We start from the raw sequence: 20,920 nt of genomic DNA, 5'->3' as shown, positions 1-20,920 counted from the left end.
TTTACACGGAGTAATTCTGTCTTGCGATTTAATTAAACGATTTATGTACTGCTCTGAAAGATATCTTTTCTAGCATTCGGAACAATTTAGAAGCAAATACTAAAGTCTGCCTGTACCACCACCAGTAAGCGGAGTAATCTGACCCCCATCTACCGGACCTCCTGGTTGAGGTAATCCAATAACGATAATAAGTGCAATCAACATAACAACCATTTGCTTTTTCATTTCAAGTTTTCACCTCTTTCACTATTCTTGAATACTCTATTTGTGCATTTGCGGATGCAACATGCCTAAATTCCTCGAATATCTTTACACATTTAATAAACGTTATATCACTTTTTACTATAATCGATTTATTCAAACTATGTAGGATCCATTCAAATCCGGTGTCATACCGTTGCCTCCGCAAATGATAAACAGCTAACTCAATGAGAAACCTAATACAATAATCCAAACTAAATTGTTTAGAGTAATAATCAGGAAACCAGTTCAATTCGACGTAAGAGGAAATCTGCTCTTCAAATTGAGTTAACACCCAATCCAGATCCAAATCGACATCAGATCTATTCGCCATCTCGGTAAGCGTATAGAGCCCTTGTAACACTTCCTCTTCATTCTCACTCATATAATCTACGTATTTATGCAACAGATTCCATTCGCCTTGTCGCATTCTATGAACGTTTGAGTTAGATTCACCCCATGCCTGAAAATTAGCGATGTACGTATTCACATCTTTTTCTCGTTCTTCTGACCAATCCATGTTGATATATAATAGTGTATATTTATACGCCTCATTATAATCTTGCCTTCTACCAAGTGCTCCAGCTCTCATCAAATACGCATATGCTTTATATACCAAAACAGGGTATTTTGTCCTTCTTTCCGTTCGCTTTACATTCAACTTGTTTATAGCATGTTGGCAATCTGCTCTAAATACTAATTTTTTTGAAATCTCTATGACCTTGTCCAAGTTGTCTAAAGAGAAGTAGACATTCATAAATTCACATAGAGCATCCAACTGAATATCTTCCGGAAGACGATCTATATAAGTCTCAAATCGAACCGCTGCCCGAAGATTATCTTGCTGATCTTCTCCAATAGAAAGGGAAAATAATCTAAACTGACAAATAGCTAACCTCTCGGAGTGTTGAAATCTTTCTCCTTCAGCTACACATTTGTACAATAGGACCGCTGCTTTTTTCAAACGTTGATTATATAGTAATTCTGCCGTCTCAAATAATCCAGGAATGAATGAAAGATCTTCCGCAAGCCGATGCAGAATACTCTCAATGCACTCATACTTCTCAAGCTCCGCACACCGTTGAATGAAAGGTCTTAACCGTCGCCAATTGGGAGGATTCGTAATGAAACATTCATCTACATATAACTCGTATAATTCCCCCTCTGGAAGCGCCATCCCAGATGTTATTAGATCTAATTGTCTGACTGCAATAGGCTTGGGTGGATTCCGATTAATAACCGCACTTAGAATCCCTTTGTTCATACCCGCTGCTTGTGATAATTCTTGTAGGTTCATACCATTTCTTCTTATGTAATCTTCTATTTCTGAGCGAATCGTGATGTTAGGCTTCAACTAGATCACCCCTATGATATAACACATATTGAAAAAAATCCATAATTTAGTATCATTTGATTATATATGCAATTTATACGGCGGTCAATAAACGAACTTACATATAATTAATATATGTCCATCATTTTACTTTATTGTAATTCACTCAACTGAGATTACAAAGATATGATTTCACCTTCCATCTTATTTATTTCGTATTAAATGATATGATGTATTAGAATCAGTTCTAAACTATACTCTACTCTCTCAGGAGACTTATAAATAATGAAACTACCCTATACCATGGATGATATGCAATGGCATATGCTCATTCAGAACGTCGCACAACATTTCAATGATCTTACGATAAAACGTGGATTCCAATATTTCAAACAAGGGTTTGTCCATCAGGTAACGATGCCCGCGGATGGGCGTATTGAAGCTGTCGTTGAAGGAAATGAGTACTACTCCGTTAGACTCAATCTAGAATCCTTTTCTGACAATCATTGCAATTGCCCTGTTCCATCCAATTGTAAGCATATGATTGCTACTTTACTTGAATATGCCAACCTACAAGAGCGGTCCGTTCATGCACTCGTGAATGCTAGCTCAGCAGCTACGTTTAAGCAAGTGGTGAAACCTTCATCTCATGCTGCTTCGAGTCGCTTAGCGGTTCAGAACGCGGATATACAAAAGGCTGAAGCTTCTGCCAAATTAAAAGCGCAAGCAAGTCAGCTGACCACGTTAACCATTTCGGAGTGGTATGACCTCTACGAAGAATGTATTGCACCACTAGGGATGAAGATCCCTAATGCTCCCTATGCTCAAAGTGCATTAGCTTCTATATTTACGATAAAACCTGAGCTATCCCCTGTGATGGAGCAGCTGTTTGGATTTCATGCGCACCTATTTGTACTCACAAAACTGGTGAAGCCATTACAACAAGGGCATCAGACCAATTTCTATATGGGCTTTCAGACACAAGTCGCTGCTGACGATATCCAAGAATTGATGATTCTTAGTCTAAAGAATGAACTTCCTCTGAAGGCTGAACTAGAACGTTTACCACATGTTACAGAGACTTTAACCCACTTGCGTACACATATGCTGAGAGAACCGCAGAATCTCAATTATTTCTTAGATGTCTATATCCAGATTTGGCTACATTGGATTCAGCCTAATCTTACAGATCCCGAGATATACTTGACGGAATTGCAACATTTACAATCAGCAAAAGATGAACTTGGCACTTCATTGTCGCGACTGTCATGGATGTTAGCTCAGAGTTGGATGCACTTCTATCTATCCGAAGATCAGCAGGCATGGGCCATGTTACACGCCGCCGATGCTGCCTTCATTGTACATGCCGATCATGTGCTTCCTTTTTTAAAGATTCTACAACGTACGGAACAGTGGTCACGAATGAGCCATTGGCTATACGAAATTGGCCCACTGCTTAGCAGCCATCGAAACAACAACCTGCATGATTATTGGGTGTATTGGGACGAGACCATTCGACATCTTCCTGAAGCTGAGGACTCCATGTGGGCTACACTTGTCCGTATGCTACCTTATACTGAGAAGATTTATGAAGAGAAATTACTCGCACATAACAAGTGGCAGCAATGGATGGACTATCAGTTAAGCAGGGGTAGGGAACCTCTAGATTATCGTGTTGGTGTATTTCAACCCATTGAGAAAAATGCTCCCGAGTTGATGTTACCCTTTTATCATCAGGCTGTCGAAAGATATATTGTTCAGAAAAATAGAGATAGCTATAAACAAGCCGTAAAATTACTAAAGCGTCTATCCAAGTTATATAAAAAGATGAAGCAAGAAGCACGCTTTGAACAGTTCATAACCGTATTTAGCAACCGTTATAGCCGACTGCGCGCACTCCAAGAGGAGCTTCGGAAAGGAAAGCTAATTCCATGAACCAATATACAGAGAAGATTACTCTCCACATCAGCTTAAGCGCTTATGGAGATGCCCTTATGTATGGATCTACCAATACGTATAATTATGTATCCGGTCAATACTTGAAGCACCGCTTGTTTGCATGGCATGAAGATTCCTTCTATGGTACTGAACTTGAGATTCAGACCATTCAAGATATTGAACTTGTCGTTCTGCCGTCTGAGCAAGTCATCCCCTTTTTTGCCGAACATAAGCTTCTCAAGCATATCGAGTGGACTTGGGCTGAGGATGCAGCACAGTGGATTGAATTAGCTCCTATATTAGCTGCTTCTATAGAAGAGAAGAAATATATCCCAAGCTTTGCTGCATTCCAGTCAGGCAAACTAGCGTGGAGCTGGGATAATGGAACGTTTACGCCACAAGGACTATCACTCTTAGAGCAGATAGGCATCGATACTGAGGCAGCATCTGGGTTACGTGCAGCCTTCTCAAGTACTGTGTTCCAACGCTACTACGCAACAGAAATGACTGCTTCTGATTTACGCAGAGAATTCCCCTTGCTCTTTACGAGCGGCGGCACGACGACTACTGGTTTAGATGAGCAGACTTGGTTAATTGCCATGGGTTGGAAAGCAGATACAGCCCCATTCCGACCTCTTCTCCAATTGCTAGAGCCAGATGATAACGAACTGTCTTGGCGTCTTCAACTCGTTCTGCAAGACAAGCTAGATCCAGCCGTTCTAGCGCCTGTTCGACTTGCCGATGACGCTCAGGTATCTGGTGTTTGGCCCGATATATGGTCGGCTCATGTACTAGAGCGCTCTGCTAGTTGGCTTGAACGCTTACGTGCAGGTCTTCCTAGTGACCGATTAGTACAAAGTGGTGAAGATGTGCTGAAGCAACCACTGACGGATGCAACCGCTTGGGAGTTCTTAACAACAGATAGTCAACGTCTGCTTGAAGCCGGTTGGCAAGTCCTTCTTCCTGCTTGGTGGGAAGCCGCTAGTCGCAAGAAGCCCAAACTACGAGCTAAAGTCCGCTCTAGTGAAGGTAGCTCAGGTGGCTCCCTATTCGGACTTGACTCGTTAGTTAACTTCGATTGGCGTATTGCCATTGGGGAGACCCAACTCACAGAGCTTGAATTTGCTGAGTTAGTCGCTCGCAATGAACGATTAGTCCGATTCCGAGGACAATGGATACCGCTAGATCCAGCCTTGTTGGCGCAAATTCGTCAAGCTATGGCAGGTGTCGATAATATGCAAGGGCTCACCTTTCAAGATATTCTCCAGCTACATTTATTGGGCAACGGAAGTGAATCTGATCGTCCGACGTCGGAACAACCTGAGACTTCAGCACGCATCCAACTGGAAGTTGAACTTAATGAACATCTCATGACCATTATGAATCAGCTTAGACAACAGACGGATTGGCCAACACTTGCCGTGCCTGAGGGTCTGCAAGCCAACTTACGTTCTTATCAACATGATGGGTATGCTTGGCTTGCCTTCTTAAGACAATTTGGACTGGGTGCCTGTCTAGCCGATGACATGGGGCTCGGTAAAACGGTCCAGTTCATCGCTTATTTACTACATCTTAAAGATAATACGGTAGATACCGATGCCAGGTTCCCTTCGCTCCTGATCTGCCCAACCTCGGTTCTAGGCAATTGGCAGAAAGAGATCACCCGCTTTGCACCTTCTTTGCGGGTCATGCTCCATTATGGAACCAAACGGTATAGCAGTGAAGAATTTCTTGCAGAGGCGATACAAGCAGATGTCATTCTTACATCCTATGCTACTGCAACGCTAGATCAGGATATGCTTAAAGAATTCACATGGGCATCCATTTGTTTAGACGAAGCACAGAACATAAAGAATGCCCAGACCAAGCAATCCACAGCCGTGCGTAGTTTCCCTGCGAAGCATCGTATTGCGCTTACCGGAACGCCTATCGAGAATCGACTATCCGAGCTCTGGTCTCTTTACGACTTCATCAATCCAGGATATCTTGGTAGTTCACGCGCCTTCAATAATCGATTTATCAATGCCATCGAGAAGGACCACAATGAACAACGAACGAAGGATTTACAACAGTTAGTGAAGCCGTTTATGCTTCGTCGCAAGAAGAAAGACCCTGCCATTCAACTTGATCTACCTGACAAGAATGAGATGAAAACATATATTCATCTCACGACGGAGCAGGGTGCACTTTATGATCATACTGTCACTCATCTCATGGAACGGATGCAGAAGTTAGAAGGTATTGAGCGTAAAGGAGCTATTCTGGCCGCTCTTACACATCTTAAACAACTCTGTGATCATCCGATGCTCTTGACGAAAGAACCCCTTCCGGAAATCTCTAATGGTAAGGACGGAACCCTTGAGAACGAAACCTTGATCAGCAGGTCCTCTAAGCTTGAACGTCTTCTCGCGATGGTAAAGGAACTACGAGAAGAGGGAGAGCGGTGTCTTATCTTTACACAGTATATTGGCATGGGACATATGCTACAGCAGGTACTACAACAAGAACTTCAAGAGCCTGTATTGTACTTAAATGGGAGTACATCTAAATCTGCACGTGATCGTATGATTGATCAATTCCAATCTCAGACATTACCACCTGAAGAGCAACCTTCTGTCTTCATTCTTTCGATTAAAGCAGGAGGTGTAGGGCTTAATCTTACAGCCGCCAACCATGTCTTTCACTTCGATCGCTGGTGGAATCCGGCCGTTGAGAATCAGGCAACGGACCGCGCCTATCGCATCGGTCAGACCAAGGATGTACAAGTTCATAAGTTCATCTCTCTGGGCACATTGGAAGAACGTATTGATGAGATGCTTACGAATAAACAACAACTTAGCGATAATGTTATCTCAAGCACTGAAGGATGGATTACCGAACTATCAACCGATGAACTACAAGACCTCTTCTCGCTAAGACGTGATTGGACCGGATGATCCCAATTTAAACATACGCGTTAATGACTTGTAATCAACTTTATGGACACCCTCGGTGTCCTTTTTGTTATATGACAATATTCAACGCCCTCGTGAAATAGGTATCATTTCAATTCCTAAATGAATAGGCTATATCATCTAATCTATACTGGAGGCTTACCTATGACCAATGGAAGTGAATATCCGAAAAGTCAAGATCGAAATCCCATTTATACTTATAACCCCGATTCCCAGCAACCCGCTGATTCATACTACTCTTCCTATCCCTTCCGTTCTGATCAACCCTACCCTTACGCTCATTACTACCATCACTCCTCTTCTCAACAAGAAATGCACATTCATCAAGCCGACAGCCAAATGGGAAGAAAACAGGGTATGAATGGTTATATCAACGGTTCTATAGGAGATGGAAAAGGCATTATCCTTGATACTGGAGGCGAATTAGGCGGCAAACACGGTGTTGGCTTCAACACTGACGGACATGTAACCTTCAATAGTATCGGCACTCATGCAAGTGCTCACCTCGGAGATCAATATGGCATTAACGTGCATGGCGGAGCCGACCTCAATACCAACCAAGGACTTCAATTCAATACGGGTGGACAGGTCGGTGGTAAACATGTACTTAATGCACAAGCTGACGGTCATCTCGGTCTCAGCCAAGGGGGTGGGTTCAGTACCGAAGCACAACTCGGCGGTAAATACGGACTAGGTGCTCAGGCTAATGGTCAGATTGGCGGCGGCCAAGGCGCAGGATTTAACACCGGTGCACAACTCGGCGGCGAGTACGGTCTCGGTGCCCATGCCAAAGCTCAGATTGGCGGTGGCCAAGAAACCGGGTTCAGTACGCTAGCACAACTTGGGGGTGAGCATGGTCTTAACGCGCATGCCAACAGTCACCTAGGCATCAGTCAAGGAGCCGGACTTAATACCGGTGCACAACTCGGGGGTGAGAGTGGACTCGGCGCTCATGCCAATGTTCACCTCGGCATCAGCCAAGGAGCCGGGTTCAATACCGGTGCGAAGCTCGGGGGTGATAACGGTATCGGTGCTCATGCCAAGGGCCAGTTAGGTGGCGGCCAAGGGGTTGACTTAGGAATTGGGGGGCATGTAGGCGGTCATAACGGCCAGCTCGGGATTAAGTTTGGCGGTAAGGACAAGGAATTGAAGGAATCAAAAGATATAAAAGAATGAAATAATCAAAATGATTCCACAATGAGCAGGCTACCTTTCATATGGTAGCCTGCTTTAACTAATGTAATGGATGCCAATTCTAATATTTCAGCAATAAGCGTATTCAATGTACAGTTCATTCAAACGCATCCCATCTTTTCTAACATCATCACCATCACAACAGCATAATCTAGTGAAGTGGGAACCTCGGTAATCAAAGGAGAATGAATCATGGGACCTTTTGCGAAAGATTTACTGAAAGACAAAGTCGTCCTTATCACTGGTGGTGCTACTGGACTGGGACGAGCCATGGGAGAACAATTCCTCGAGCTTGGGGCAAAACTAGCCATTGCTAGTCGACGTGAAGATACATTAAGAACAGCAGCTGAAGAGCTAAGTATTCATGGGGGAGAAGTATTCTACAAAGTAACCGACGTTCGGGATCCTGTCCAAATTCTTGACCTTGTTGAGGCTGTAGAACAACGATTCGGACGAATCGATTGTCTGGTCAATAATGCTGCAGGCAATTTCATAAGTCCAACTGAACGCCTCTCCCCCCGAGCGGTAGATGCCGTCTTAAATATCGTATTGCACGGATCCTTTTACACCACTTTGGAAGTGGGAAAAAGATGGATCAACCAAGGTCATCAGGGTACGATGCTAAATATCGTAACCACTTATGCCTCCACTGGTTCGGCCTTTGTTGTACCCTCCGCTGCGGCTAAGGCTGGCGTATTAGCGTTAACTCGCTCCCTTGCAGTAGAATGGGCGAGATACGGGATACGCCAAGTAGCTATTGCACCGGGCCCCTTTCCGACAGAAGGCGCAACATCCCGACTTATGCCAACACCAGAAATCGAACAGCAAATGCTCAATCGCATTCCCCTTCGCCGTGTGGGTAATAAAGAAGAACTTGCTCATTTGGCAGCTTACTTGATCTCAGACTATGCCGGCTATATCAATGGAGAAGTCGTTACCATCGACGGAGGAGAGTGGCTTCAAGGCGCAGGAGAATTCAATGACCTGCTTGAGATTACGGAAGAGCAATGGGACACCCTTGCTGAGCAGACACGAAAGGGTAAATAGCCCTGTCCTTAAGAATTAATCTAGGCATTAACTAATAAAAGGAGACCTTTAAAGGTCTCCTTTTATTAGTTATGGTACAGAGGGTATGCAAGCTTATGAAAAAGCTGATCATCTACTGTTAACCCTATACATATGCATTCCAATCCTAGCAACGATGGTATCTTCCATATGATGTTGATGATTTCCTAGTGGACGATAGCGACTTGTTGAAAGTTTACGTAAATATTCATAATCTGGGTGAACAACTTCATCCGTAAGGTACGCAGATGTTGTACTCCCCGGGATTCTCCTTTTGTTAAGAGAAGCTATGCTGCCCTCCGCTGGTTTTATCCCCATACCATGCCCAAAATATAAGCCATTCCCTAAATAAACAGCATTCTCACCCTGCCACTCCGGCGTTGCTGGATTATGGTCTGGGTTTTTGAAATACACAATATCTCCAGGGAAAACTTCATTATTATGTTCTACCATTCTCAACTGCAAGTCACTGTCATAATTCCAATCCCTTAAGTACAAATCTTGAAAGTACACATCAAATATATCCTTTTTCAAAACGGTGAGTGTTGCTTTATATAAAGTAATGATCATAGCAGTTGCACATTCAAAACCATACAATTGTCCATTTTTAAAAATATCATTGATTCCAACCGAAGGCCTCATGCCACTATTTAGTCTGAAACCTCCATTGTCTGTTCGAGTCCAAAATTCGTTATTGCATCGTGAATTTTTGAAGACAGCAAACTTTGCCTCACTAGCTTTTAAAGCTTTGCCTGCATCTATAGTAGCTGTTCTCATTTTCAACTCAAAATCTAACGCCTCAAGCGATACATATCGGTACACTCTTTCGCTTTTTTTCTTCTGATTCACAATATCTCGTTCTACATCTGTTAGCTGTAACGTATTGATTTGCTCTATATCCACACCCGTGATCACGATCATCGCGCTTCCCCCTATTCATCATTGTTCAATATAGGTTATTGTACGTGTCGCATGGAATGTTTGTGCATACCAAAACAATGCCGTAGCTGCAAATTAACACAGCTACGGCATTCTTCTAAATGTATTCTAAGTTAATTTATGATTGTTAAGGCTTAACGACAGAGAGGAGAAGCTCATTTCCGCCGGAAATGACCGTCACTTCTGCTGGCAAATCCAAATCACTTACAAGCAGTGATTCCCCGATATTCATACCACTAATGTCACACTCTATTGCATTCGGCAAATGTCTTGGCAAGGCTTCTACTTCAACGTACTCGCTCTGAATTTGTACGACTCCACCTTGTTTTGTACCAATGGGTGTACCTGTAATCTTCAACGCTAGCTTTGTGCGTACGATCTCGTTAGGTTGTACCTGTTGGAAATCAACATGCAACAAATCCCGTGTTATTGGATCCTGCTGTAGTTCCTCTAATAATACAGATAAGGATTCTTTTCCTTCTAGCTGTAACTCAATAAAACCAACTGCACCACGCTTTAACCATTTTTGAAATTCTATTGTTGAAATATGAATCATTTCATTCTTCGTGTTTCTACCAAAGACAACGCCAGGTAGACGTCCTCCTTTACGTAAATTCCGAAGCCCAGATGTATTCAGATGATTGCGTTCTTCTGCTTGAAATAATGTTGTCATGATCTATTCTCTCCTCTTCAATATATGATCTTTGCGCTCGTTGATTAGTCGCTGGATCTGTCCCCGACTAGGGATACAGAGAGAAACATAGCATCACTACCTCCATGTCTTTTCAAATATGTCATTAGACATTAAATGTAAAAAACCTATAGATATACAGTAAGGCACCCCACTCGAAAGAGTGGAATGCCTTGTAGGTTTCCATATACCATATCATAGAGGGATACCCTTGTCGACAGGGTCTTCACTGCTCAATGAATTAGATCATGATAGTCGCACCCACTGAATAAATCCTAACAAGTTTTGACAACATATCAAGATGTATCATCACACTATGGAAGGAAGAATAAATAATGTTTGAGAAATTGATCAAGATAACCATTGCAGTCCTTATGGTCTTTATGGTCATACCAGGTACCCAAGCAGCTCTGGCACAAATAACACCCGATATAGCACTACCTATAAATGATCTCAAAACCGGTGGATACATCATCTATTTCCGACATGGAGAAGCCACAGTAGGTCAAGATACAGACAATCTGGTCTTTGAGGATTGTTCAACACAAAGAAACTTAAGCGATCAAGGAAGAACTCAAGCTCAAATCGTCGGGAATTTTTTTAAAAAGAACAGCATACCAGTTGCATACCCCGTTATAGCAAGCCCTTATTGTCGTACACGTGAATCAGCAGAAATTGCTTTTGGCAAACAAAACGTCCAATTAAATCCCATGTTAGCTGATATCGTTAAGTTAAGTAACGAAAGTCTATCTGAGGATCAAGAGCAGCCTATCCTCACTAACGTGAATAAACTATTAGAGACCGTGCCCGCACTCGGAAAAAATACTATTATCGTTGATCACAGCTTCCCAGCTGGCCTATCTCTAGGTCCTATTCCGTATATGGGGGCTGTAATCATTAAGCCAAAAGGTAACAACAAAGGGTATGATGTCATTAAAAGAGTTAGTTTTGAAGAATTCACTATGTGATTATCTCTGCTTCTGAACTTTATTTGAGCAAAGAACCCGCTATATTAGATTAGCGGGTTCTTTGAAGTACTCATTATTCAATGGGGACAATACTACATTTTGTTCAACTCTGCATCCAAACGCCCAAATGCGATCTTCACCTTATCCTTCGGTACTTCGGCATACAGATCTCCAATACTTACTTCGCTATAACAGGTTGATTCACTAGAGTTGCTTAAGTATGGCAATAACCCAACACCTGTTGTCTCATAAACTTGGGTCAATATAGGCTCAAGTTGGTCTTTAGGTATCTCAAAATGAACATGAAACATATTAGATACTGGTTCTGTTGGCATCGTTGTAACGCCATGACACTGGTTATATAAGGCTGCCAGCTCTTTGGATTCTTCATAATACTGTTCCATCTTATTCACGCGTTGCTTGAAATAATATTCAGAACTAATGATATAAGGATACAGACTAATTAAATCTCCGCCGTGACGTCTTTTCCATACCTTCGATTCTTCCGTGAAGTCCTTGTCCCCTACGAGAATGGCTCCTGCAATCCCACCAATCCCCTTGTAAAAGGATACATAGATACTGTCAAAGAGTGCACAAATTTCCGCAGCAGACTTCTGATAATAGGGTAGGATTTCGAATAGTCTTGCCCCATCCAGATGTAACTTGATCTCTTGTTCACGACAATAAGCGGAAATGGCTTCAAGTTCAGCATAATCCGGTAATTGACCGCCAATCTCACGTTGAGGTAACTCAAGTAATAAACAAGCAATATCTTTGGGCATATTCTGAACATCTTCAAGGTTAATTAATCTGTTCTTGTCTGCAAGCAAGGTGGGTTCAATGTGGTGCAATTCTTTCAAACCATCTTGTTCATGGATCTCTAAATGACATAAGGGATGGTAGGCAACCCGCTTCACTCCCTTACGATCACACCATATTCTCAAAGCAATCTGTTGTGCCATCGTTCCACTCGGGAAAAACACCGCCGTATCTTTTCCTAAATAATCCGCCATTTGATCTTGAAAATCTTCGATTAATTTACCTTTACCATACATATCACTTGCAAGATTTTCATCGATATTTGCTAAAGCATCTATTAGTACTTGGATGTTTCGTTTGCCATTGCCTCCAAGTTTATAAGTTGTGTCATTAAATGCTTGTGAAAAAGACTTTGTGGTGTTCATCCTAAATACAACTCCTTCTCGTAATTAATTCTTGATATAAAAAGTATATCCCTTTCTACTTGAGCTGGCGATACTATCCTAAAAAAGCCGACCTCATGAGGTCGGCTTAGGATTGGCGGAGCAATAAGCGGTGCAAAACCGCCTTCTAACTAAATCTAATGATCATGCATTAAGGGCTTTGAGTCTGTAACTCCCCACTACTTCCTACCAAGTCTTTTCTTCGATAGATACCTAATACCAGACCCATCGTAGCCAATTCAATCATAAGATGGCTGCCTCCGTAGCTCAGGAAAGGAAAAGGTATTCCGACGAAAGGCACTAACCCGAGCGTCATAAACAAACTGAATACCATCTGAAAACTAAGCATTCCCACCACACCCGTACCAAGAGCGCGTCCATAAGGGTCCCTCACAGCTCGATTGGCCTGAAGAAGACGACCAACAAAGTATACTACGCTAATCAATAGGACAATTCCGATCACCCAACCAAAACTATAGATCAAGAAGACAACGATATTCTCATTTGGAATATTTGGTACTACCTTCGTTAACTCTCCCTTTATCCCCTGGCCCCACCAACCTGCTGAACGAATACTCTCTCCCGTTACGCGATAGATATAACCCGATCCATCGGGGTCCTTATCAGGATTCAAAAAAGTAGTTATCCTTTCCATTGAAAAGTTCCTCTGAATCATTCCCAATAACATAAACAAACCCATAGCTATTGCGTGTATCCCTATTGTCCACCAACTTCTCGTCATGTACAGGAGGAGAAGAAGATACCCCGCGATATACAGCATCAAATTACCCAACGTAGTAAACTGTAGAAAAAGGAGCATAGGCACGATCAAGAATGCTGTCGTTGTTAACAACCAGAACCGTTTATGATTCTTCCAATTCATGATCATGCCTGGTGCTGCAACCATCAACAAATAGGGACTAATTCCAAACCAATCTAATGTGAAAAAGGGTAGCCGCAAATAATGACTTGTTCCATTTACGCTAACTCCCGTGAGTCCGGTTAATAACATACCTGCAATAATGACAGTATATAGACCATAAGAATAGGATCTGATCTTTCGATAATTGAAAAAATAGAAAAATACCATTAAAAATAGACCGATGCCTACGGACAAGATCTTGTAATTAACATACTGCGCATACATGACACTATTTCCTGTTGTTATTTCTTCTTCTACCGCATACATCGCCAATATACCAAAGATGACAAACATCAAGACACCCACTAACAATCCCCAATGCATCCTTGGACGATGTACGGAATGTAGCCCATCTCCCACTTCTGTAGGACTTCCCATCTGGCTAATAGCCCATAGTACGGCTTCATCACGTTCCATTCCTTCTTCTTCTCGTTCCAACACAAGCTCTTCCAGGTGATTCTCCAACTCTTGCCGAATCTCCCGATGTGCTTCTAGTGAACGGACTCTGGAGCATACGTCATTGAGGTATACTCGAATCGCTTCATGTTTGCGAATCATAGGTTTCCCTCCCCGATCACGTTATCGACAGCATTTCGGAATAGTGTCCACTCTGCCTTCTTCTTACTTAGCTGTCCTCTACCTGCCTCGGTTAGACGATAATACTTACGTTTGCGGCCTTCGACTTGAGACCAATACGCCTCCACCCATCTTTCCGTCTCCATCGCGTGTAGAATCGGGTATAACGTTCCTTCTTTCAGTACAAATACACCGTCAGAACAACGTTCTAATTCCTTAATTAACTCATAGCCATATAGATCTTGACGCGCTAATAGTGTAAGCACTAAGGTGCCTGTACTACCTTTCAGCATTTCCTTTGGAACACTCGATTTCATTCTTATGACTCCTCTCCCCATCCTATACCTCGGATCACTATGCATATGTATTCTAGGTATAAGATATCGTAAGTACAGTATTTTGTCCACTATGAATGAATTGGCAATATATACATGCTCTGTATGTAGAAATCTTTCATGCATAATCCATGTACTGAAAATTCAACCTTAAAAATCCTCATTATCTATGTAATCTGCATAAAAATTGGTCAAGTATTCCATATTAAGATCATTACCCTTTACCCTTTGAATCATAGGAAGTACATCAATTTGTCACGTTATCGCGTTAATTGTTAGATCGCGTCTTACTAAGGTGTAAAATTGTTAACGCTGTGCTACAATATTGAAATTGCAAAGGCAATCATTAAGGGAGGTTTATTGAATCGCCATGCTAATTATCGGTATCGCAGGTGGCACAGGCTCAGGAAAGACTACGGTAGCTCGCTCCGTCATTGAACGTCATGGATCAGATAAAATGACTTTTATATCGCAAGATAACTATTATAAGGACCATTCGCATCTCAGCATGGAAGAGCGCGAATCGATCAATTATGATCATCCACTCGCTTTTGACAATGAATTGCTCATTGAGCACCTTAGTTGTCTGAAAAGTGGTCAAGCCGCACAAGCTCCTGTATATGATTTCACGGTTCATGCACGTTCCGTTGTCGAAACGGTAGAGCTTAAACCGAACAATATCGTCATTCTCGAAGGACTCCATCTATTATCTGATGAGAATCTACGAGACATGCTCGACATCAAGGTGTTCGTCGATACCGATCCAGATGTTCGCATCTTACGTCGAGTTCTTCGTGATATCGAAGAACGTGGACGTACGATACGATCAATTCACAATCAATATTTGAATACGGTGAAGCCGATGCATGAAGCATTCATCGAGCCATCCAAGAAGTATGCTGATCTTATCATCCCTCAAGGTGGGCACAATGAGGTCGGCATTGAAATGTTGTCTATTCTGACAGAGAAATACTTAAACAGCGACCGGGCGTAGGTCATATTCCATGGCTAGATGTTATCAAAATACCCCCAACCATAACATGGTTGGGGGTATTTTCTCTTACATGATTAAGGCATCGTCACTAAGAACGGCTTAACGGTATTTGCGAAATTATAATTGCTCGTCTTATCCCAGTTAATAGACCACGTCATCGCACCACGAATATCTGGATATTTAGCTACTGGTTTGTAAGTTCCACAACCATTGCCCGTTGCCAAGCAGTTCAACGCATTATTCACGACACTAGCTGAGACATAGCCACCTCCAGCTGCAGAAGTTACAGCAGGAACTCCTAATCCCAATTGTGAAGGTGCAATCCACTGTAATGTCAGATCAGAAAGTGCTGTTAAGAAATTAATTGTGCCTTGCGAATAACACTGTCCATCGCGACCTAACATACACCCTGAATTGTAATACTGAATATTCACAACTGTCGTGATGTCCTTCAGATTATTGTAAAGCTGCATATAGGACGTACTTGCAGATTGCATGTCGATTGTTTGCGGAGCCATGGTCAGAATGAATCCAGCACCAAATTGTTGTTGAATCTGACGAACCGCAGATGTTAAATTTGCCACATTCATGCCGCTCTCCAGATCGATATCGATACCATCCAGTCCATACTGAGTAATCAGACCCGACATACTGGTAACAAAATTGGATATATTCGGTGAGGCACTTCCTAGATTAATGTTACCCTCCGCTCCACCTATGGAAAGAATAACTTTCTTCCCTTGTGCACGCTTGGTCTGGATATCGCTAATCAAATTAGCATTGGTATACCCACCAAGTGCAGTAGATAAATTAGAATCTACGTTAAAAGTAACTCCTCCTGGTTTCGTTAAGTCCATATCTGCAAAAGAGAGAACGATAATATCATATTGACTTGGTACGTCGCTTAATTTCAAATTGGTAGAGCCATTAATGAAGTTATGCCAATATCCTGTAAGCGTATGCTTAGGTATCGTGCTCCCACCGCTTCCACCTGTACCTTGCGTTGTTGCACTGACCGCTGTACTTGCTGCGGATAGATTTCCTGCCGCATCCTTAGCTACAATGGAAAAAGAATACGTTGTGCTGACTGCAAGCCCCGTTACTGTAGCAGTTGTACCTGTAACCGTCTGTACAAAGGTTGTGCCTTTGTATACATCATACCCCGTAACACCAACATTATCTGACGCTGCTGTCCAAGATAATGAAACGTTAGATGCAGTGGTCTCTGTGACAGTTACATTCGTTGGAACCGTTGGTGCTTGGGTATCCCCCCCAACGACAACAGCTGTTGTCGCACTAACTTGGTTACTGAATGCAGACACGTTACCTGCGGCATCCTTTGCTTTTATTTTATACGTATACGTTGTATTAGCACTGAGTCCTGTATTAGTATACGTGAGTGTACTTCCCGAGACATTGCCGAGGAGCGTCGTACCCTGATAGACTTCATAACCCGTAACGCCAACATTATCCGTTGAAGCATTCCACGCGATGGTTATACTGGATGTTGTGGTACTCGTCGCTTGTAGATTAGAAGGAGCCAAAGGTGCTTGGGTATCACCGCCTCCTCCACCCGGAACAAGCTGCCAAAGAGCAGGCACAATAGGAGGTTCCCAGCCTGTCAGAGAGGTATGCGGCTGAATATCCTTGTACGTATTTCCGGCATACGTAACCGTATCATTTAGAGTGTAAGATACATTAGGCGCCCATGCCCCCCGATCAGCAGCAAAAGCCATAGACGGCAATAGTCCAACAAATACAACTAAAATAATCATAAGCGGAAGTGCTCTTCTAATACCTCTTACTTTTCCCATGAATACTTTTCTCATATCATCGCCTCCTACTATTTGTTCTTACCTTTTCTTAAGCCCTAGCGGGCAATAGCAAATACACCTCCTCATTCACAAGAAATACATCATGTAAGCGTAGATGTTAAGCAAGTAACAGGCAGTGCCCTAGATGCAGCGTATATTAAAAATGCAGCATGCACAGGAGTCGCAGGGATAGGATCAAAGAATAGAAAGTATGGAAGTGTTCTGTGCGAATCAGTGGTGTAATCATGTAGGGAAAGGAAATCGAGTGGGTTGAACAAACATGACACTTAGAGGAGAGCGTTTAGATAGCGCTTACATTAAATAGAGTAAGAACTATCTTTCTTCGGTTCACACCTTGTATGGCGTTACCCCATTTATCTAAAATATTTAATGTTCAATATTTTGACACATTTATAACTTACATAAATTGTAATTGATTAGCACTATTTGGTCTATAGATCTATAGTTGCAATTTATTTACATTTGTTCGCATCATAATAGGCTATAAGCATGATGAAATAACAAATCATCCTGTTTATAGCCTCCTAGTACTACGAGCTTATCTTATTTTCTTACCAACGTATTTTTTGGATTACATCCATAATCTTCTGCTTTTGATTGGAATTCGTTGACCATTGCACTATTTCATTAACGATGCGTTCTAGACTCGTGTATCCCTTAGCCAGTCCATTTAATCGGGCTACTATTGTTGAGTTCACGAGGTCATCGTGAGAAGAATATATCTCAGCTAAATTATCGAGCGCATTTGGGTATCTCTTCAAATAGTACTTTTGATGCTTATCCTCAGCTAGATAAAGCCGGGAATAAGGGGCAATTGACGTTAATGTCTCTCCCTTGCCCTCCTTGATCATCCGAGGTATGGTATTTCTCTGCAACTCGTCATGATACAGCAATAGCGACATATACTGACGCCCTTTGTAATCATTGATATTTACTGGGTTATGATGGTTCCAGAACACATTTAAGATATCTTCCAAAGAGATGCTATCCGGGTCAAAGTCGATTTCAACGATTTCCGTATGATCGCCCATCTGACGATAGGTTGGGTGAGGTGTGGACCCACCAGCGTATCCGACACGCGTCCTAATTACACCGGGTAAATGCCCAAACAAAGCATCAGGACCCCAAAAACAGCCCATTCCAAGCGATACCGTGTGGAACGATTCTTTCATAAAAGAAGATTCAAAGATACTGTTCTGTGATTCTAGATGATTCATGTTAATCCTCCCTTAAGTGAATTATTTTCACATTATCATGCCTTGCTTATTAAGGACAGTTCAGAAGTTATATTTGACGGAGACGAAATTACATTGGAAAAAGAAGAAGTGATTCGTGAATGCTTCAGATGTAGGAACCTTGATGATTTCGGACTATAGGATTATAGTTATACTATATTTTATTACATTTATGGAATAAAAGGGGTGTTACTATGTCCAAATTAATGACTTATGTCCCGTATTTTTACGAGTGTCGTAAAACCCAGCTCATTCTTCTCCTACACGAACAAAATCTACCGGTTGAGCTGCTATTTTATAATTCATATGAGAGTACGCAATTGTTCTATAATCATTTGTTTGTCCACAATAAAAGTCGCTGGGATTATGATGGCTACTCCATGACTCCTGAGAGCATCATGCTTTTGAATATTCCTCTGAAGGAACATTACATAGATACCGAAGACGAATTAGATCTCTTGCTACAAGAGAATCTCAAACAGAAACAATTTGTATATATTTGGGCCAATCTTGATTATTTGCCGAACTGGATTTATGGAAAAGATTATTATATTAATGGTAGCCTACACTCCGTGTTTCTCAAAGATCGTCAAGTCACTGATGATACAACGCTCTACCTCCTACAAGATAATTACCAAGATTATTGCGATTATGTGGATAGCAGCATTATTAAGAATGCGATCTTTAAGGGTAACCTTGAGTGGACTCGTATTGTGACCACAGTTGACCTCACTGGATGGGATTTTAAGGAGTCGCAAGAGGCGTTCGAGCACAGGTTTATGACATGGCGTCAAGGACTAGTAGATGACTTTCATCTATATGACCACATTCAGATTATGATTGATCAAGAACCAACAGATCCACATGCCTTTTATGAAAAACTAGAACACACTTTAGGTCTGATATCTGGTTCTAGATATCTCTTCAGCAGGTTTTTAGAATTTATTAATGTCTCTGAGGACATGGTGCGCCGCTTAGATGAATGCAGTGAAATCGCTGAACGGATGAAGAATGCTTTTGCCAAAGCTGCCATTAGAGGTAAGGTCAACCAGGAAAAACTATCCGCACTATGTGATAAGCTCAAGCAATTGGAAATAGCGTGCTTTCAAATATTAATAAGTGATGATTTTGCTCCGAGCTGTAGTGAGAACGTTCCACAGAAGACTTGAACAATTAGACAGCATCATTCCCTATTACCATTCATGTTAATACCGTGGACATTACAAAAGATGACTTTACATTCAAGATTCAAATGTAAAGTCATCTTCTTTTCATAAAAAGAACTAGAATCATAGTACAGTTGGTTCAAATGCTATATTCTTTAACGACCGTAGTTGTATAACAGCACGCATCTTGAACAGATTGGCGTCAATCCTTCTCCCAGCACTTCCCTATGCTTTCGGAAATTTTCACTATGGAAAACCTCCTTTAGATCGGCATCATTCAGATCACCTAATGTAAACTCAGGGAAGAACTTACACGGATTCACCTTTCCATCGGGCATGATATCCAGCCGATTCGCAATGGACAAACATTGACCGCGTTTCATCGCTGGTTTTTCAGATCCGAGAATAAAGTCTCTTACCTCATCTAGTTCCAGTGCAGGTTGAAAACGAATTCTATTTCGCCATACTCGCTTATTAACCCGGTCGATCTCCGCAATTAGCGGCTCTATATTCTCTTCGGATACACGGAATGAGAAGGAGTGCCAGCTATAACGCTGTTGTTGTTGCTGAGCCGCTTCAAGCCATGCAAATCTCTCATCATAGTAACCATCCATTTTGACGGCAATATCTTCAGGGATATACCAAGGAAATACGAAGTATACACTATCAACACCAAGGTTCTCGAAATACTCCATGAATTCATACAGCCTCGTTACCATTGAATCATTAATCGTCAGACCGATAGAAATTCTGCCCTTGTATTCACCTGTCTTTTGTAGCTCCAACAGCATGTTTATCGTATGAATGACCTTCTTGAAAGTACCTTTTCCACGAATAGCATCATTCTCCACCTCAAACCCATCGAGGCTTATCAGCAATGTCATATCTTCCGATATTTTTAGAATGGAATCTAGCTTTTGTTCAATAAGTAAGGCATTGGTACAGATTGTCGTATTACGTGGATCCTTGGCTAGCAAGTCAGCGAATGCCTCAAATTCCTTGTAAAATAGCGGTTCTCCGCCCCATATAAACAACCTAGATTTACGCTCACGGGTTTGTTCAAGTATACTCTCAAGTAAGGACAACTCAATCTCCTGATTCTTAACATCCTTCGCCATATCGTGATGAAAGCCATCATTCGCCCATTCAAAACAGTGCTTACAACGCAAATTACAGCCATTGTTCAGCTTAATGCCGACATCATCAGGAATATCCAGCGCGAACGTCGGGTCGTGCTTCTGCGCTCTGCTCGTCATAGACATGTTCTGAATTGTTCGCTTCACATTTTGAAACGTACTTCGGTCAAATTTGATATCCGTTTTGGGTTGCATGG

At 42.0% G+C, this 20,920-nt stretch carries 17 protein-coding genes; 7 read left to right on the top strand and 10 right to left on the bottom strand.

Annotation, left to right across the window (positions count from 1 at the left end; translation table 11 throughout):
* Positions 1 to 99: 99 nt before the first annotated feature.
* Positions 100 to 225, bottom strand: a complete 126-nt coding sequence (locus tag PBAT_RS26240; RefSeq protein ID WP_276326579.1) for a hypothetical protein — start codon at positions 223 to 225, stop codon at positions 100 to 102.
* Between the two features lies 1 nt (position 226).
* Positions 227 to 1,594: a hypothetical protein gene (locus PBAT_RS15095; RefSeq protein WP_068650798.1), complete on the bottom strand. Its 1,368-nt coding sequence runs from the start codon at positions 1,592 to 1,594 to the stop codon at positions 227 to 229.
* A gap of 264 nt (positions 1,595 to 1,858) precedes the next feature.
* On the opposite strand from PBAT_RS15095, the gene PBAT_RS15090 reads away from it, so the two are divergent.
* The 4 genes from PBAT_RS15090 (at position 1,859) to PBAT_RS15075 (ending at position 8,706) form a co-directional block, all read left to right on the top strand.
* The gene (locus tag PBAT_RS15090) at positions 1,859 to 3,508 is read left to right on the top strand and encodes an SWIM zinc finger family protein (protein WP_068650797.1); all 1,650 of its coding nucleotides are present in this window, start codon (positions 1,859 to 1,861) and stop codon (positions 3,506 to 3,508) included.
* Positions 3,505 to 6,447, top strand: coding sequence for a DEAD/DEAH box helicase (locus tag PBAT_RS15085; RefSeq protein ID WP_068650796.1), 2,943 nt, complete (start codon positions 3,505 to 3,507; stop codon positions 6,445 to 6,447). Before PBAT_RS15090 ends, PBAT_RS15085 begins: the two co-directional genes overlap by 4 nt.
* Before the next feature lie 357 nt (positions 6,448 to 6,804).
* Complete coding sequence (locus PBAT_RS15080) at positions 6,805 to 7,641, top strand: hypothetical protein (protein WP_169810125.1); 837 nt, start codon at positions 6,805 to 6,807, stop codon at positions 7,639 to 7,641.
* A 210-nt stretch (positions 7,642 to 7,851) separates the two neighbouring features.
* Entirely contained in the window at positions 7,852 to 8,706 is an 855-nt protein-coding gene (locus tag PBAT_RS15075; RefSeq protein WP_068650794.1) for an SDR family oxidoreductase, read from the top strand.
* A gap of 108 nt (positions 8,707 to 8,814) precedes the next feature.
* Here the strand turns inward: PBAT_RS15075 and PBAT_RS15070 are convergent, their stop codons facing one another.
* Together PBAT_RS15070 and PBAT_RS15065 are read right to left on the bottom strand one after the other, a co-directional pair.
* Positions 8,815 to 9,645, bottom strand: coding sequence for a protein-glutamine gamma-glutamyltransferase (locus PBAT_RS15070; protein ID WP_068650793.1), 831 nt, complete (start codon positions 9,643 to 9,645; stop codon positions 8,815 to 8,817).
* 145 nt (positions 9,646 to 9,790) lie between these two features.
* Positions 9,791 to 10,336 (bottom strand): 50S ribosomal protein L25, encoded by a 546-nt coding sequence (locus PBAT_RS15065; protein WP_068650792.1) that lies wholly within the window; start codon positions 10,334 to 10,336, stop codon positions 9,791 to 9,793.
* Between the two features lie 353 nt (positions 10,337 to 10,689).
* Here PBAT_RS15065 and PBAT_RS15060 point away from each other — a divergent pair, with 353 nt between their 5' ends.
* A complete protein-coding gene (locus PBAT_RS15060) occupies positions 10,690 to 11,322 on the top strand; it encodes a histidine phosphatase family protein (protein ID WP_246168321.1) in 633 nt (210 codons plus the stop codon).
* Positions 11,323 to 11,414: 92 nt separating this feature from the next.
* On the opposite strand, the gene PBAT_RS15055 is transcribed toward PBAT_RS15060, so the two are convergent.
* From PBAT_RS15055 to PBAT_RS15045, 3 genes are all read right to left on the bottom strand, one after another.
* Positions 11,415 to 12,506: a threonine aldolase family protein gene (locus tag PBAT_RS15055; protein ID WP_068650791.1), complete on the bottom strand. Its 1,092-nt coding sequence runs from the start codon at positions 12,504 to 12,506 to the stop codon at positions 11,415 to 11,417.
* Between the two features lie 169 nt (positions 12,507 to 12,675).
* Positions 12,676 to 14,004: an FtsW/RodA/SpoVE family cell cycle protein gene (locus PBAT_RS15050; protein WP_068650790.1), complete on the bottom strand. Its 1,329-nt coding sequence runs from the start codon at positions 14,002 to 14,004 to the stop codon at positions 12,676 to 12,678.
* A complete protein-coding gene (locus PBAT_RS15045; RefSeq protein ID WP_068650789.1) occupies positions 14,001 to 14,339 on the bottom strand; it encodes a PadR family transcriptional regulator in 339 nt (112 codons plus the stop codon). The genes PBAT_RS15050 and PBAT_RS15045 overlap by 4 nt, the downstream gene beginning before the upstream one ends.
* Positions 14,340 to 14,727: 388 nt before the next feature.
* Here PBAT_RS15045 and udk point away from each other — a divergent pair, with 388 nt between their 5' ends.
* Positions 14,728 to 15,351 (top strand): uridine kinase, encoded by a 624-nt coding sequence (udk, locus tag PBAT_RS15040; protein WP_068650788.1) that lies wholly within the window; start codon positions 14,728 to 14,730, stop codon positions 15,349 to 15,351.
* Positions 15,352 to 15,425: 74 nt separating this feature from the next.
* Here udk and PBAT_RS15035 read toward each other — a convergent pair whose 3' ends face one another.
* A complete protein-coding gene (locus PBAT_RS15035) occupies positions 15,426 to 17,180 on the bottom strand; it encodes a fibronectin type III domain-containing protein (protein WP_068650787.1) in 1,755 nt (584 codons plus the stop codon).
* A gap of 557 nt (positions 17,181 to 17,737) precedes the next feature.
* Positions 17,738 to 18,358, bottom strand: coding sequence for a peptide-methionine (S)-S-oxide reductase MsrA (locus PBAT_RS15030; protein ID WP_188017009.1), 621 nt, complete (start codon positions 18,356 to 18,358; stop codon positions 17,738 to 17,740).
* Between the two features lie 257 nt (positions 18,359 to 18,615).
* Here PBAT_RS15030 and PBAT_RS15025 point away from each other — a divergent pair, with 257 nt between their 5' ends.
* Positions 18,616 to 19,590, top strand: a complete 975-nt coding sequence (locus PBAT_RS15025) for a hypothetical protein (protein ID WP_068650785.1) — start codon at positions 18,616 to 18,618, stop codon at positions 19,588 to 19,590.
* 152 nt (positions 19,591 to 19,742) lie between these two features.
* Here PBAT_RS15025 and PBAT_RS15020 read toward each other — a convergent pair whose 3' ends face one another.
* The gene (locus PBAT_RS15020; protein ID WP_068650784.1) at positions 19,743 to 20,918 is read right to left on the bottom strand and encodes a radical SAM protein; all 1,176 of its coding nucleotides are present in this window, start codon (positions 20,916 to 20,918) and stop codon (positions 19,743 to 19,745) included.
* Positions 20,919 to 20,920: the final 2 nt, after the last annotated feature.

Source organism: Paenibacillus antarcticus, from assembly GCF_001637225.1.
Classification (GTDB): domain Bacteria; phylum Bacillota; class Bacilli; order Paenibacillales; family Paenibacillaceae; genus Paenibacillus_AQ; species Paenibacillus_AQ antarcticus.
Note: the sequence above shows the minus strand (reverse complement) of the source record. Positions and strands in the feature narration are given on the sequence as shown.